This is a genomic window from Nocardiopsis mwathae (assembly GCF_014201195.1).
Classification (GTDB): domain Bacteria; phylum Actinomycetota; class Actinomycetes; order Streptosporangiales; family Streptosporangiaceae; genus Nocardiopsis_C; species Nocardiopsis_C mwathae.
In genome coordinates, this window is record NZ_JACHDS010000001.1 from 4,362,919 (window position 1) to 4,376,343 (window position 13,425).

The window sequence follows — 13,425 nt, forward strand, 5'->3', positions numbered from 1 at the left end:
GGCGCCGACCCGCGCCCCGACGCGTCGGCGGCCCCGGCCCCCGTTGAGGGGCCGGGGCCGCACGCCGTCCGGATCGGGCCCGCACGGGGCCGGGACCGCTCCGACCGCTACAGGCGGCTCGGCGCGACCAGCGCGGAGGCGTCGGCCGGCGGCGCCGTCTCGTAGGGGAAGTGGGTCGCCCCCAGCGCCGGTTCCAGGTCGAACAGCCAGACCGCCTTCTCGTCGTACTTGGCGAAGAACGGCTTGCCGACCAGCTCGGGGTCGCGCGCCTGGATGAGGTGGAGCACGAACACCTTCTCACCGGCGATCTCGGCGACTCCGTCCACGCACACCTTGCCGGGTGTGGCCGACATGGATGGGCCGCGCACCGTGCGGGCCAGCCCCGAGACGTTCTTGTAGGCGCCGCGGAAGATCTCGTAGGCCTCGGCCAGCGGGACCGCGAAGTAGTCCTGGGGACCGGTGTCGCGCTCGACGAACATGTAGTACGGGACCATGCCCATGCGGAGCTGGGCGCGCCACATGGTCTCCCAGGTGGCCGAGTCGTCGTTGATGGTGCGGATCAGCGGGGCCTGGGTGCGGATGACCGCCCCCGTGTCGCGGATGCGGCGCACGGCCTCGTGCACGAGGTCCGGCAGGAGCTCGTTGGGGTGCGAGAAGTGTGCCATGAACGCGAGGTTCTTGCCGGAGGCCACGACCTTCTCGAACAGGCGCAGCGTGTCGTCGGCGTCCGGGTCGGTGACGAAGCGCTGCGGCCAGTAGGCCAGTGCCTTGGTGCCGATGCGGATCGACTCCAGCGTCTCGATGCCGAGCAGCGGTTCGATGTAGCGGGAGAGGACGCCCTCACCCATGATCATCGGGTCGCCGCCGGTGAACAGGACGCTGGTGACCTCCGGGTGCTGGTGCAGGTACTCGACCAGCTGGTCGATGTCGCTGGAGGCGAACTTCAGGTCGGCGTCGCCCACGAACTGCGCCCACCGGAAGCAGTAGGTGCAGTACGCGTGGCACGTCTGCCCCTGCTTGGGGAAGAAGAGCACCGTCTCGGCGTACTTGTGCTGCACACCGGGAATGGGGTCCTCGTCGCCGAACTTGGGGACGTTGAGCTCCATCTGCCCGGCGGGGTGCGGGTTGAGCCGCGCGCGGACCTCGTTGGCGGCCTCGTTGAGCTCCTTGCGGGGGGCGTCGCGGCGCAGCAGGTCGGCGATCCTGGTGACGTCCTCATGCGGGAGCATGTCCGCCTGCGGGAACGCCAGCCGGTAGATCGGGTCGTCGGGAGCGGCGTCCCAGTCGATCAGATCGTCGATGACGTAGGTGTTGACCCGGAACGGCAGCACGGTGGCCACCGCCCGAACCGCCAGGCGTTCCTCCTCGCTCAGGCCGGCACGGGTCGTCAGCTCGTCCAGGTGTTTCGTCGTATAGGCACGAAACCGACGTCCGGCGGACGGGGACAGTGCCGCGTCGTGCGTCAAGCTCACGCGTCTCCTCTCATGACAGCCGACAGGCCGCCCAGGCGGGTCCACGGGGCGGCGCTGACACAGGGGCTCCGGCGTGTTCGCACGCCCGAGGACCACCCATAACGTGAACAATGTGGTTAGAACTCATGCCCGGAGCGTGGCTAAGGCCCGGGCCAGCAAACGGACATACCCGATCTAGGGCGATACTTACCCACTTTACGAAGATAAACCGGTGACCTGGGTTTATCCGCACCCCCTGCAGGACATCCCCAGGGCTCGCGTAGCCTGGCCCCGGCGCGGCGGGGAGTCGGTGGTCCGGGGTGCCACCAGGGCATTCCGCCACCCCCGGCACCGGCGGGCCGATCGGACGGCACCTCCGCAGTGCGGTCCGAGAAGAGAGCGAGGAAGCGACTTTTGAGCGGCGGATCCCAGGCACGACGCTCCGAAACGCCGGTCATCGCGGTCGACGCCATGGGCGGCGACCACGCGCCCGGCGCGATCGTCCGGGGGGCGGTACGCGCGGTCCGCGAGCACGGGCTGCGGCTGATCCTGGTCGGCCGGAGCCGGGAGGTCGCGGCACTGCTCGCCGAGGAGGGCGCGACGCGGGAGATCCCGATCGCGCACGCCGAGGACACCCTCGCCATGAACGAGGGCGCGCTGGCCGGCTGGCGCCGCCCGCGTTCCAGTGCCGCCGTGGCGTGCAAGCTCATCCGGCAGGGGGACGCCGCCGCACTCGTGTCGGCGGGGTCGACGGGCGGGGTGGTGGCCACCTCCACGGTGCGGCTGCGCACCCAGCCCGGGGTGCTGCGCGCGGCCCTTGCCGTCGCTCTGCCGACGCGCCCGATGCCCACGATCCTGCTCGACGCGGGCGCCAACGCCGATGCCAAGCCGGAGATGCTGGTCCAGTTCGCCCATCTGGGGGCGGCCTACGCGCAGACGGGCTACGGGGTCGCCGACCCGCGCGTGGGGATGCTGACGATCGGCTCGGAACCGGGCAAGGGCAACAAGCTCGCGCGCAAGGCCGCCGAACTCCTCCACGCCACAGCGGCGGACACCTCCGCGGGCGCGCCCCGCCTGGACTTCCGCGGCAACATCGAGGGCCACGACCTGCTGTCCGGCGAGGTGGACGTAGTGGTCACCGACGGGTTCACCGGCAACGTCGCCCTGAAGTCGATCGAAGGGGCGGTCGGCTTCGCCTTCGACACCATCCAGGAGGCGCTGACCTCCAGCCGCCTCGCCAAGGCGGGCACGCTGCTGCAGCGGCGCGCCCTGCGCGAGCTGAGCGAGCGCTTCGACAGCGACACCTACGGCGGCGCGGTGCTACTGGGGCTCAACGGCACCGTGGTCATCGCCCACGGCGCCAGCAGCGCACGCGGCATCGAACGTGCCTGCCTGCTGGCGGCCGATCTGGCCGGCGGCCGGATCGTCGACCAGGTGCGCCGCCGCCTGCACGCCCCCTCGCGCCCGCACGGTTGGCTGCACCGGCTCAGCCACGCCGACGAGTAGCCGAGCAGGCGTACGGCGGCGCCGCCGGCCTTCGCCGGCGCCGCCGTACGCCCTTCGTGTCAGCCGCGGCGCCGGACGGCATGACCGTACTGGTCCGGCCAGCGCGGCTCGGCGCCGAGCTCGGCGGCGGCGCGCTGCGGCCAGTAGGGGTCGCGTAGCAGCTCGCGGCCGAGCAGGACGGCGTCGGCCCGGCCGGAGGCGACGATGTCCTCGGCCTGCCGCGGCTCGGTGATCAGGCCGACGGCGCCGGTCGCGAGCCCGGTCGCGTCGCGGACCTGGGCGGCGAAGGGGACCTGGTAGCCGGGCTCCACCGGGATCCGGGCGTCGGGCACCATGCCGCCGGTGGACACGTCGAGCAGGTCGACGCCGCGTGCCTGGAGTTCCTTGGCCAGCCGGACCGTGTCCTGCGCGGTCCAGCCGTCGCGGACGTCCTCGGGGTTCTCCGACAGCCAGTCCGTGGCAGAGGTCCGGAAGAACACCGGAAGGTGGTCGGGCCACACCTCGCGGACGGCCTCGACGACCTCCAGCGGGAACCGCAGGCGGTTCTCGAAGCTGCCGCCGTAGGCGTCGGTGCGGTGGTTGGCGGCCGGGGAGAGGAAGGAGTTGATCAGGTAGCCGTGGGCGCCGTGCACCTCCACCACGTCGAATCCGGCGGCCAGCGCGCGCCGGGCCGAGTCGGCGAAGTCGCGGACGAGCTCGCCGATCTCCGCCTCGGTCAGGGCGTGGGGATCGGGCAGGCCGGGGAACGCCTCGGCGGTGGGGCCGACGGTCCGCCAGCCGCCCTCGGGCCCGGGCAGGTGGCGGTCGCCCAGCCAGGGCTTGTCGGTCGAGGCCTTGCGTCCGGCGTGGGCGAGCTGAATGGCCGGCACCGACCCGTAGTCGCGGATGGCGGCGGTGACGCGGGCGAACGCGTGCTGCTGGCGGTCGTTCCACAGGCCCAGGTCCCACGGGCTGATGCGGCCGTCGGGCCGCACGCCCGTGGCCTCGACCATCACCAGTCCGGCGCCCCCGGCGGCGCGGGCGGCCAGGTGGGTGAGGTGGAAGTCCGTGGGGGCGCCGGTCTCCGGCCCCTCGGGGGCCGCCGAGTACATGCACATGGGGGACATCCAGACGCGGTTGGGGATGTCGAGCGACCGCAGGGTCACAGGGGTGAACAGCGCACTCACCGGTGGTCTCCTCGTTGCCAGGAATCAGGGCCGGCCCGGAGCGGCCGACGACTAGTACGGTAAACGACGTACTACGAGGCTTGTCAAACTACGACGCTATTCGTACTTTGTGCAGTGAGTCCCGACGCACGGAGGTCACCCATGCCCACCCCCGACCGGACCTCCGCGTCCGGCCGCCGGTCGGCCCATCCGAACCGGGAGGACATCCGGCTGGAGTCCGTGCTGCACGCGCTGGCCGACCCCATCCGGCTGCGCATCGTGAGCGAACTCGCGGACGGCCACACCGAGATGGCCTGCATCGCCTTCGACCTGCCGGTGAGCAAGTCGACGTGCACCCACCACTTCCGGGTGCTGCGCGAGGCGGGCGTCATCCGCCAGCACTACGAGGGAACGGCCCGCATGAGCCGACTACGCGCCGACGATCTGGAGGCGCTCTTCCCGGGCCTCCTCCCCGCGGTCCTGCAGGCCCACCGCCGCACCGCGGCACGGGCGGACCGGCCGCACCGGGCGGACTGACCGCCTCGGGCCGCCCCCCTCGCGATGGTCATGGCGTCCGGCAGGACGAAACGGACCGAATCGCCACCTGGCGCCATGCTCATCCTCGGGAGGGAACCCATGCCCCCTGCTTTTCCAGACCGGCGCAGGTCGCCGTGGAGGACGGCGGCCGCCGTCCTGTCCGTGCTCCTGGCAGTGGCGTCGACGACCATCGTCGGGCTGTCGACGATCCGGTCCTACACCCCCTCTCCCCTCTCTCGGCCCGTGTCGGAGGGGGTGACCGATGCCCCTGTGCGGCTCGCCTTTCTTCGATCGGAATTGGAGTCCGGTGGCGGGGAGCGGATGCAGGCGCTGTTCCCCGAGGGCTACTTCTTCACCCATGCCCTGTACGGCCTGAGCTGGATCAACGTGGCCCGGCTGGATCGCGGGTACGGTGATCGGGCGCTCCAGGAAGCCCGCTGGGCGCTGGCCCGGTTGGAGTCGCCGGCGGGCACCGGGCCGTTCCCGACCGACGCCGAACCCGCCTACGGGGTGTTCCACGCGGGGTGGACCGCCTGGCTGCGTGGACGGATCGTCGAGCTGGCCGGTGGTCCCGAGCAAGCGCCGGACGAGGCCGCAGCGCTCCGCGCCGATGCCGAGGAGCTTCGGGACGCATTCGACGACGCGCTCGACTCCGGAACGCCTTACCTCGCCGCCTACCCCGGTCAGTCGTGGCCGGTGGACAGCGTCGTAGCGGTGGCTGCGCTGGAGCTCGATGACCGACTCCACGGATCGTTCGTACATGCCGACACCGTCAGAGCCTGGACGCACGCCGTCCAGGCTCGGCTCGACCCCGTGACCGGGCTCATCCCCCACCGGGTCGACGCCGGGACCGGCGAACCGATCCAGGGCGCGCGGGGCAGTTCGCAGGCCCTGCTCCTCCGCTTCCTGGCCGAGATCGACCCGGAGTGGGCCGCCGCGGACTACCGCACGTTCCGGTCCCTCTTCACCTCGGACGTCGGCATGCTGCCCGGCGTCCGCGAGTACCCCCGCGACGACGACTCCCCTGGCGATATCGACTCCGGTCCACTCATCTACGGGCTGTCGGCATCCGCGAGTACCGTGGCACTCGGCAACGCGATCCTCTTCTATGACAAGCCGACCGCCGACGCGCTGACCGGCTTCGCCGAGGCCACCGGCATGGCCGTCGAGTCGGGAGGTCGACGCTTCTACCTCGGGGGCGCGGTGCCGGTCGGTGACGCGTTCATGGTGTGGTCGCTCACCGCGCTGGGCGAATCTGCAGGCGTGTCCGCCGATACCGGGATGAACCCCACCAGCGAGACACCCGGGTGGTGGCGCGTTCCCTGGCATGTCGGCACCGGCGCCGTGCTCGTGCTGCTGTGGTCGGCGGCGTTCTACGCCTGGCGGCCCCGTATCCGGCGCCGGCCCCTCCCGGGTGCGGCAGGGGCGTCCGCGCCGTGACCTACATGTCCGCTCCGGCCCCGCCACCGCGGAAAGCCGCGCTTCCGGTCTCCCAGGTGCGATCGAGGTCGGAGCCGGCCGGGAAGCGGCCGTCGATCTCCAGGATCACCATGCCGTGCGCGAACGCCCACAGCGCCTGAGCCTGCTCGGGGTCACCGGTGAGGAGGAAGAAGGGCTTGCCCGACCAGTCTTCGAGGCCGGGGGCGAGCCGCTCGCGGGGCAGGGGGCCGGTGGTGGCCAGCCGGTAGAGGTTGGGTGTGGTGAGGGCGTGTGCGCGGTAGGTCCGCAGAACGGCGCCGAAGGGGTCCGGTTCCTGCAGGGCCGCGTGCAGCGCTTCACCCATCTCCGCCAGGCCCTGCTCGATGAGTGCGGCTTCGAGCGCCGCCTTGTCGGGGATGTGCTTGTACAGCGATGGCGCCCGGATGCCGAGCCGAGCGGCGAGCGCACGCAGCGTCAGGGCGTCGCGCCCCTCCTCTTCGAGAAGGCCTCGGGCCTCCACGACGATCCGTGCCGCTCGCGCGGTGAGGGGTGTGCGCTGGGGGTGCTCGCTCATCAGGGGGTCAATCGGGGCATCGTCTCAACGCGCTGCTTCAGTGCCGAATTCATCGCGGTGAAGTCGGCTTCGACGTCGAGCGCACGGCGGGCGAGCGGCACGGCGACACCGGTGAACATCTCGCCGTGGATGAGCCTGGCGCGTCCGTCTCCCGCCTCCTCGATGAGGAAGTAGTGCTCGCCGTCCACGAGTCCGGGGATGCCGAACCGCCCGAGCCAGCGCAGTTCGCGCCCTGCTTCGGCCACCAGGACCGTGGGTTCGAAGACGGTGACGCGCCCGCCGGACGACAGCTCCACCCTCAGCCGCCGCCCCGCCTCGATCTCTCCCTCCGCCCGCACGATGAACGGATTCCACTCCGGGTGGGCGCCGAAGTCGGTGAGCACTTCCCAGACGTCATCGGGCGAGGCGTCGATCTCCACCTCGGTGCGGATGCCGTACGGACGGAGCCGGCTGGCGAGGTAGAGCCCGATGCCCGCGACGAGCAGGAGCGCGGCGGGCAGCGCCAGGATGAGCCGAACCATGGTGAACCCCCGAAGCTAACGTTGTTAGCCCAAGCCTAGGCTAACAACGTTAGCCCGACAAGGCCCCCATGGCCTCCGCCTACGCCACCCCGTAGCGACGCGCCAGCCGCTCCACTGCGGCCGCAACCGCCTCCCGCAGTTCCGGGGGGCCGAGCACGTCGGCCTCGGTTCCGAGTCGGAGCAGGTCGGACACGGCGACGGGTCGACTTTCGACCGGCAGCTCGACCCGCACCCAGCCGTCCCCATCGGGGGGTCCGGCACCGTCCACGGCCTGTCGGCCCACGGCCCCGAACTGCACGGGGAGCAGACGCAGCGCCCGCGGCGAGACGCGCAGCAGGGCGGTTCCCTGGTAGCGCGTCGCTTCGAGCCGCCGGGTCGATTCCGCCCAGTGAGCGGCCAGGTCGAAACCGTCCGGTCGCTCGAACCGCTCCCCTGTGTCCTCCAGAGAGATCATCCGCGAGACACGATAGGTGCGAACGACGGCCCCGGCGGCGGTCGCGGCGCCTCCCTCCGGGCCGCCACCCTCCACATGCGCCACCAGGTACCAGATTCCGCCCTTGAGAACGAGGCCGAGCGGACGCAGCTCCCGGTGCACCTCACCGCGCCATCGGCGATAGTGGGCTCGCAGGACGCGCTGCTCCCACACCGCCTCGGCCGCCTGAGCCAGGAGCGGCACCGGGTCGGCCTCCCGGAACCATGCCGGCGCGTCGAGGTGGAAGCGCTCCCGCACCCGCTGCGCCCGCTCCCCCAGCTCGGCGGGCAGGGCGGCCTGCAGCTTCAGCCGGGCCGCGGCCAGTTCCGCACCGAGCCCCAGATCGGCGGCGGGGCCCGGAACGCCCCCGAGGAAGAGCGACCCCGCCTCCGCCCCCGTGAGGCCGGTGAGTCGGGTGCGGTAGCCGCCCATCAGGCGATACCCACCCAGTGGACCGCGGTCGGCGTAGACGGGAACGCCCGCCGCTCCCAGCGCTTCGACGTCGCGGTAGACCGTGCGGACGGAGACCTCCAACTCCTCGGCCAGCTGAGGAGCGGTCATGTGGCCGCGGTTCTGGAGCAGGAGGAGCAGGGACAGCAGGCGGTCGGCACGCATGGATCCATTGTCCTTCCGTACCTGACAGGAGGTGTCACGTACAGGACCGAGATTGTCCACCACAGCCCGCCGCGCGGACCCGCCGCGCGACCGAGGGGAAGGAATCCTCATGCAGTACGCACACACGACCTCCGGCGGATTCGGCTTCGCGAACTGGGAGGAGCAGACCATCGGCCGGCACGACCGCCCTGCCGGGGATGGCCCGAAGCTCGCACACGCCTCCGTCACCAACACCTTCTCCGGCGGTATCGAGGCGCAGGACACCACCTGCGGCTACACGATCACCTACCTGACGGAGACGACCGGGACGTTCACCGGCTCCGAGCTCGTCCACGGGACCGTCGACGGCCGGAACGGCGCATTCATCCTCGCGGAACACGGCTCCTTCGACGCCGACGGAAAGGTGCACTGCACCTTCGACGTCGTCGCCGGCTCCGCCACCGGGGAGCTGACCGGCCTGCGCGGCACGGGACGCTTCACCGCCCACCACGGGAAGCCGTCCACCCGCTACACGTTCGATTACAGCCTCGGCTGACGCCGCGGCGGACCTGCGAGGCGGGAGGGGGCAGCCGCGGACCGTTCGAAGACGAGCCGGTGGGCGGCTACCAAGTCGCCGATACTCGGCGTAATGCCACGTCCTCCACCGATGCCCGCATGCCTTTCCCGAAGCCATGCCTTTTCGTTCTTGTGGGGGTGAGAAAGCGCTCCCTAGCATGGCCCACATGGCGAAATCGCTGACGGTGATCACGGGGGCGAGTTCCGGGATCGGGGCGGCGACCGCGCGGGCGTTCGCGGGGGCGGGGCATCCGCTGCTGCTGCTCGCGCGGCGGGTGGGGCGGATGCGCGAGCTCGATCTGCCCAAGGCGATCTGCCGGGCCGTGGATGTCACCGACCGCTCCGCCGTGACGGCGGCCGTCAAGGAGGCCGAGGACACCTACGGCCCGGCCGACGTCCTCGTCAACAACGCGGGCGTGATGCTCAACGGCCCCGCGGCCGCTCAGGACCCCGGCGAGTGGGACCGGATGATCGACATCAACGTCCGCGGCCTGCTCAACGGCGTATACGCCGTCCTCCCCGGGATGGTGGAGCGGCGGCACGGCACCATCATCAACGTCAGTTCGATCGCCGGGCGCAAGGCGCTCCCCGGGAGTGCGGTGTACTGCGCCACCAAGCACGCCGTCCACGCCTCGTCGGAGGCGATCCGAGCCGAGGCCGCGCCCCACGACGTCCGGGTCATCGTGATCTCCCCCGGCTACGTGGACACCGAACTCAGCTCCCACATCACCGACCCGGACGTGCGCGCGGCCTACCAGGCGCAGGAGGCCGCCCTCGAAGGCGGGCTCACCGCGACCACCGTCGCCGACGCGATCCTCTACGCTTACCGCCAGCCGCACGACGTGTGTATCCGCGAAATCGCACTAGCGGCCACCGGGCAGACGGTCTGACCCGAACGGCCGACTACCCTGGTGCGCCACGCGCCCCCGGACGCTCCGCCGGCGGCAGCCGACAGGCCGGAGTGGCGCCGGGCAGCCGGTACCGGTTCGCCGCGATGCGACGGTACCCCCACACCGCCGCCGACCGGATGACCGGCAGCTTCATCGCGCCCCCGAGGAGCGGCCACGGGCGGCGGGCGTGCCGGAACACCTCGGCGACGGCGTCGGCGCCACCCTCGACCCTGCCGGACGGCTCCACCCACAGCACCTCGTGCGCGGCCCGTTCCTCGCTCACCCCCAGCCGGACCAGGTCCGCCTCCTGCCAGGGAATGAGGTCGGCCCGCACCGGCAACCGCTCGGCCAGGCGGACGGTACGGGTGCAGAAGCCGCAGTCGCCGTCATAGACGAGCATCGGGGCGGCAGCGGTCCTACCCTCGCCGGTCATGCCCGCACCCGCTGCTCCGTACCGCCGAACCGGCGCGGCGCGGCCGGCAGCCGCGCCGGGGCGAGGATTCCGACCACGCGGTGCCAGTCCCAGCACAGCAGGTAGACCGTGCCGAGCAGCAGGAGAGAGGTGACGGTCGGAGTTCCCGCACCGAAGTCGAGTGTGGTGGTCACGATCACGATGCCGATGCTGATCGGGAGGTAGACCAGCGCTCCGAGCGCGGCGGTGCGCGGTACGAGTAGCAGCACCGCCGCGACCACCTGGCACAGGCCGATGGCGAAGTACAGCGCGCCGAAGTGGTCGTAGAGGGCGTCGAACATGAGGCTGACCTCGCCGATGTCCTCCTTGGTGAACCGGTCGCCCATGATCTTCCGGTAGCCCGAGGGCAGGAACGCCAGCGCCAGCATGATGCGCACGAACCACGTGTAGTAGTGCAGAAACGCGATTCGGCGGACGCGCGCGTGTATCTCGCCGAGCCGGTCGAGCAACCTGTCCATGGGCATCACCGTTCGGTCCGTGGTCGTCGGGGGCGTGGCGGCAGCCTCGACCCTCCCCCGGTTCCCCCGGTTTCACATCCCCCACCGGAATGGTTCGTGGGCACACCAAGGATGGGCGGGTTTCGGGCGCTCCCCCGACCTAAGTCGGTGGTCCGCCGCCGTCCCGATACGCCCACCAGGGCGAATCCGAGCCGCCCGTGCCAGTGACGCGAGGTCGGTAGGCTTGGGGGATGGCCGACCCGCAGGAAGTTCTCGCGCAACGGGTCCGATCCGCACTCGCCGCCGCCTTCGGCGACGAGTTCGCTGAGACCGACCCCGTCATCCGTCCCTCACAGTTCGCCGACTACCAGGCCAACGCCGCGCTGGCGCTCGCCAAGCGCCTGGGCCGAAAGCCGCGCGATGTCGCCTCCGCGATCGAGGAGCGACTGGACGTCGATGACGTGTGCCGAGAGGTCGAGATCAGCGGGCCCGGCTTCATCAACCTGACTCTGCGCGACGACTGGATCGCCGCCCAGACGCAGGCGGTTCTCGGCGACCCGCGGCTCGGTGTCGCGACGCAGCAGCGGCAGAACATCCCCATCGACTACTCCGCGCCGAACGTGGCCAAGGAGATGCACGTCGGCCACCTGCGCACCACCGTGGTGGGCGACGCACTGGCCCGCATCCTGGGGTTCCTCGGGCACAACGTCATCCGGCAGAACCACATCGGCGACTGGGGTACGCCGTTCGGCATGCTCATCGAGCACCTGCTCGACTGCGGTGAGCACTCCGCCGAGGCCGACCTCCTCAAGACCGACCCGAACGCCTTCTACCAGGCGGCCAAGGCCAAGTTCGACGCCTCGGAGGAGTTCGCGACCCGCGCCCGCAGCCGCGTCGTGCTGATCCAGAGCGGCGACGACGAGACGCTGCGCCTGTGGCGGGAGCTCGTCGACCTGTCGAAGATCTACTTCAACAAGGTGTACTCGACGCTCGATGTCACGCTCACCGACGACGACCTCGCCGGCGAGAGCACCTACAACGACATGCTCCCCGAGATCTGTGCCGCGCTGGAGCGCCAGGGCATCGCCGAGGTCAGCGAGGGCGCGCTGTGCGTGTTCCTCGACGGCTACACCGGGCGGGAGGGCAAGCCGGTCCCGCTGATCATCCGCAAGAGCGACGGCGGGTACGGCTACGCCACCAGCGACCTGGCCACCGTGAAGTACCGGGTCGAGGAGCTGAAGGCCGACCGCATCCTCTACGTGGTCGGCGCCCCGCAGAACCTGCACTTCCGCATGGTGTGGGACACCGCGCGCAAGGCCGGCTGGGTGCCCGACGAGGTCGAGACGACCCACGTGCAGATCGGCAACGTGCTGGGCGAGGACCACAAGATCCTGCGCACGCGCAGCGGCAAGTCGATCCGGCTGATGGAGCTGCTCGACGAGGCGGTCGAACGCGCCACGCGGGTCGTCGCGGAGAACCGCCCCGACCTGGATGAGGAGACACGCGCCCGGATCGCCCGCGAGGTCGGTATCGGCGCGGTGAAGTACGCCGACCTGTCGGTGTCGCACGACAGCGAGTACGTGTTCGACTTCGACCGCATGCTGGCGCTCAACGGCAACACCGGCCCGTACCTGCAGTACGCGCAGGCGCGGATCCGGTCGATCTTCCGCAAGGGCGGGGTGACGCCGGAGGAGGCCGCGGCGGGCACCATCACGGTGACCCAGCCGGCCGAGCGCGACCTCGCGCTCGCGCTTCTCGGCTTCGCCCCGACGGTCCAGCAGGTCGGCGAAACCCTGGAGCCGCACCGGCTGTGCGCCTACCTGTTCGACCTGGCGCAGAGCTTCACGACGTTCTACGACCAGTGCCCGGTCCTGAAGGCCGAGAACGCCGAACTGCGCGCCTCCCGGCTGGCCCTGACCGCGGCCACCCTGCGCACCCTGGTCCAGGGCCTGGACGTGCTGGGCGTTCGCGCACCGGAGCAGATGTGACACGGAAGCGCGCAGTGCGCGGATAACGCGCCTCCCCGACCGCACCGACGGCGGAAACGGCATGGCAGGAGGGGTGGCCCCGGATTCCGGGGCCACCCCTCCTGCCATTCGACGCTGCGTGTTGCCATTGCTCCGGCGTGCCCCACATTCCAAACGCGGGCGGTGACGATCCCCTTTACCACACGCGCGCATCCACCGTGTCCTCACACCCGCAGGACGACCCCCTCAGCCCTTGCCCCGGGAAAGAGACCCGGCACGACCGGGGATAACAAGCGATCAGCAGAGTCGAAAACAGAACATGGCCAGATACGGCCACCGCGGAATTAATGTGACAGGCGTCTTACTGAATCACAGACTCCCTCCATCCCACCTCCGCCTCTTTGCTTACAGCACTCCCCTGACCCGCCGATATCACCTCGTTGTTAAAGCCCACTTTAAAAGACCTTTGCCATACCCACCTTAAACAAGGAACTCGGTGGAGGCTTGACCGAAGAGTGGGGTTCGCGCTAGTCTTCTTTTCGCGCCATTCAGGACCTCAGATATCCGCAGCACCGAACGCGGATACGCCAAGGGAATACGAGATAAAGAGGGACTGAACACGAAGGCTTCCGGACGCCAACCGAATGTGGCGCTCGACGCCCCTCCGCAGGCGCACCCCTCAGCCCGACACCGGGCAGAAGTCCAATATTTGATTCAGTGTGTTTACACAGCTTCGTGACATAGGCCGAACATATCCCACCCCCCACCGGCCACGTCTATGAACACATGCAGGGGGTAATCCTTCCATGCCTTTATGCCTCGAACCAGGGCCCGCCCGCCTCGATGTGCTCCTCGTACCGCCGG

At 70.5% G+C, this 13,425-nt stretch carries 13 protein-coding genes; 6 read left to right on the plus strand and 7 right to left on the minus strand.

The annotated features are described in order from the left end of the window. Positions 1-107: 107 nt before the first annotated feature. Positions 108-1,472, minus strand: coding sequence for a lysine 2,3-aminomutase (locus HNR23_RS18990; protein ID WP_184077323.1), 1,365 nt, complete (start codon positions 1,470-1,472; stop codon positions 108-110). Positions 1,473-1,865: 393 nt separating this feature from the next. Between HNR23_RS18990 and plsX the strand changes: the two genes are divergently transcribed. Then, entirely contained in the window at positions 1,866-2,957 is a 1,092-nt protein-coding gene (gene plsX / locus HNR23_RS18995; protein ID WP_281381848.1) for a phosphate acyltransferase PlsX, read from the plus strand. Positions 2,958-3,016: 59 nt separating this feature from the next. Here plsX and HNR23_RS19000 read toward each other — a convergent pair whose 3' ends face one another. After that, positions 3,017-4,123, minus strand: a complete 1,107-nt coding sequence (locus HNR23_RS19000; protein WP_184077325.1) for an oxidoreductase — start codon at positions 4,121-4,123, stop codon at positions 3,017-3,019. Positions 4,124-4,264: 141 nt separating this feature from the next. On the opposite strand from HNR23_RS19000, the gene HNR23_RS19005 reads away from it, so the two are divergent. Next, positions 4,265-4,639 carry an ArsR/SmtB family transcription factor gene (locus HNR23_RS19005; protein WP_184077327.1) on the plus strand — a complete coding sequence of 125 codons (375 nt, stop codon included), beginning with the start codon at positions 4,265-4,267 and terminating at the stop codon, positions 4,637-4,639. A 162-nt stretch (positions 4,640-4,801) separates the two neighbouring features. Further along, positions 4,802-6,079 (plus strand): hypothetical protein, encoded by a 1,278-nt coding sequence (locus tag HNR23_RS19010; RefSeq protein ID WP_184077329.1) that lies wholly within the window; start codon positions 4,802-4,804, stop codon positions 6,077-6,079. 1 nt (position 6,080) lies between these two features. Here HNR23_RS19010 and HNR23_RS19015 read toward each other — a convergent pair whose 3' ends face one another. The 3 genes from HNR23_RS19015 to HNR23_RS19025 form a co-directional block, all read right to left on the minus strand. Further along, positions 6,081-6,632: a TetR/AcrR family transcriptional regulator gene (locus tag HNR23_RS19015; protein ID WP_184077331.1), complete on the minus strand. Its 552-nt coding sequence runs from the start codon at positions 6,630-6,632 to the stop codon at positions 6,081-6,083. Then, entirely contained in the window at positions 6,632-7,153 is a 522-nt protein-coding gene (locus tag HNR23_RS19020) for an SRPBCC domain-containing protein (protein ID WP_184077332.1), read from the minus strand. The genes HNR23_RS19015 and HNR23_RS19020 overlap by 1 nt, the downstream gene beginning before the upstream one ends. A 79-nt stretch (positions 7,154-7,232) precedes the next feature. Next, on the minus strand, positions 7,233-8,240 hold the full coding sequence (locus tag HNR23_RS19025) for a helix-turn-helix transcriptional regulator (RefSeq protein ID WP_184077334.1): 1,008 nt from the start codon (positions 8,238-8,240) through the stop codon (positions 7,233-7,235). 109 nt (positions 8,241-8,349) lie between these two features. On the opposite strand from HNR23_RS19025, the gene HNR23_RS19030 reads away from it, so the two are divergent. Further along, positions 8,350-8,775 carry a DUF3224 domain-containing protein gene (locus tag HNR23_RS19030; protein ID WP_184077336.1) on the plus strand — a complete coding sequence of 142 codons (426 nt, stop codon included), beginning with the start codon at positions 8,350-8,352 and terminating at the stop codon, positions 8,773-8,775. A gap of 187 nt (positions 8,776-8,962) precedes the next feature. Continuing rightward, entirely contained in the window at positions 8,963-9,685 is a 723-nt protein-coding gene (locus HNR23_RS19035; protein ID WP_184077338.1) for an SDR family oxidoreductase, read from the plus strand. 13 nt (positions 9,686-9,698) lie between these two features. Here the strand turns inward: HNR23_RS19035 and HNR23_RS19040 are convergent, their stop codons facing one another. Both HNR23_RS19040 and HNR23_RS19045 read right to left on the minus strand, forming a co-directional pair. Further along, positions 9,699-10,118: a thiol-disulfide oxidoreductase DCC family protein gene (locus HNR23_RS19040; protein ID WP_184077340.1), complete on the minus strand. Its 420-nt coding sequence runs from the start codon at positions 10,116-10,118 to the stop codon at positions 9,699-9,701. Continuing rightward, the gene (locus tag HNR23_RS19045) at positions 10,115-10,615 is read right to left on the minus strand and encodes a DoxX family membrane protein (protein WP_184077342.1); all 501 of its coding nucleotides are present in this window, start codon (positions 10,613-10,615) and stop codon (positions 10,115-10,117) included. The genes HNR23_RS19040 and HNR23_RS19045 overlap by 4 nt, the downstream gene beginning before the upstream one ends. A 230-nt stretch (positions 10,616-10,845) precedes the next feature. On the opposite strand from HNR23_RS19045, the gene argS reads away from it, so the two are divergent. Continuing rightward, positions 10,846-12,582 carry an arginine--tRNA ligase gene (gene argS, locus HNR23_RS19050; protein WP_184077344.1) on the plus strand — a complete coding sequence of 579 codons (1,737 nt, stop codon included), beginning with the start codon at positions 10,846-10,848 and terminating at the stop codon, positions 12,580-12,582. Positions 12,583-13,425 lie beyond the last annotated feature (843 nt).

Bases quoted from the DNA above. Each gene is read 5' to 3' on its own strand.
- HNR23_RS19005 (WP_184077327.1), top strand. From the start codon at position 4,265: ATGCCCACCCCCGACCGGACCTCCGCGTCCGGCCGCCGGTCGGCCCAT.
- HNR23_RS19015 (WP_184077331.1), bottom strand. From the start codon at position 6,632: ATGAGCGAGCACCCCCAGCGCACACCCCTCACCGCGCGAGCGGCACGG.
- HNR23_RS19020 (WP_184077332.1), bottom strand. From the start codon at position 7,153: ATGGTTCGGCTCATCCTGGCGCTGCCCGCCGCGCTCCTGCTCGTCGCG.
- HNR23_RS19025 (WP_184077334.1), bottom strand. From the start codon at position 8,240: ATGCGTGCCGACCGCCTGCTGTCCCTGCTCCTCCTGCTCCAGAACCGC.
- HNR23_RS19030 (WP_184077336.1), top strand. From the start codon at position 8,350: ATGCAGTACGCACACACGACCTCCGGCGGATTCGGCTTCGCGAACTGG.
- HNR23_RS19035 (WP_184077338.1), top strand. From the start codon at position 8,963: ATGGCGAAATCGCTGACGGTGATCACGGGGGCGAGTTCCGGGATCGGG.
- HNR23_RS19040 (WP_184077340.1), bottom strand. From the start codon at position 10,118: ATGACCGGCGAGGGTAGGACCGCTGCCGCCCCGATGCTCGTCTATGAC.
- HNR23_RS19045 (WP_184077342.1), bottom strand. From the start codon at position 10,615: ATGGACAGGTTGCTCGACCGGCTCGGCGAGATACACGCGCGCGTCCGC.
- argS (WP_184077344.1), top strand. From the start codon at position 10,846: ATGGCCGACCCGCAGGAAGTTCTCGCGCAACGGGTCCGATCCGCACTC.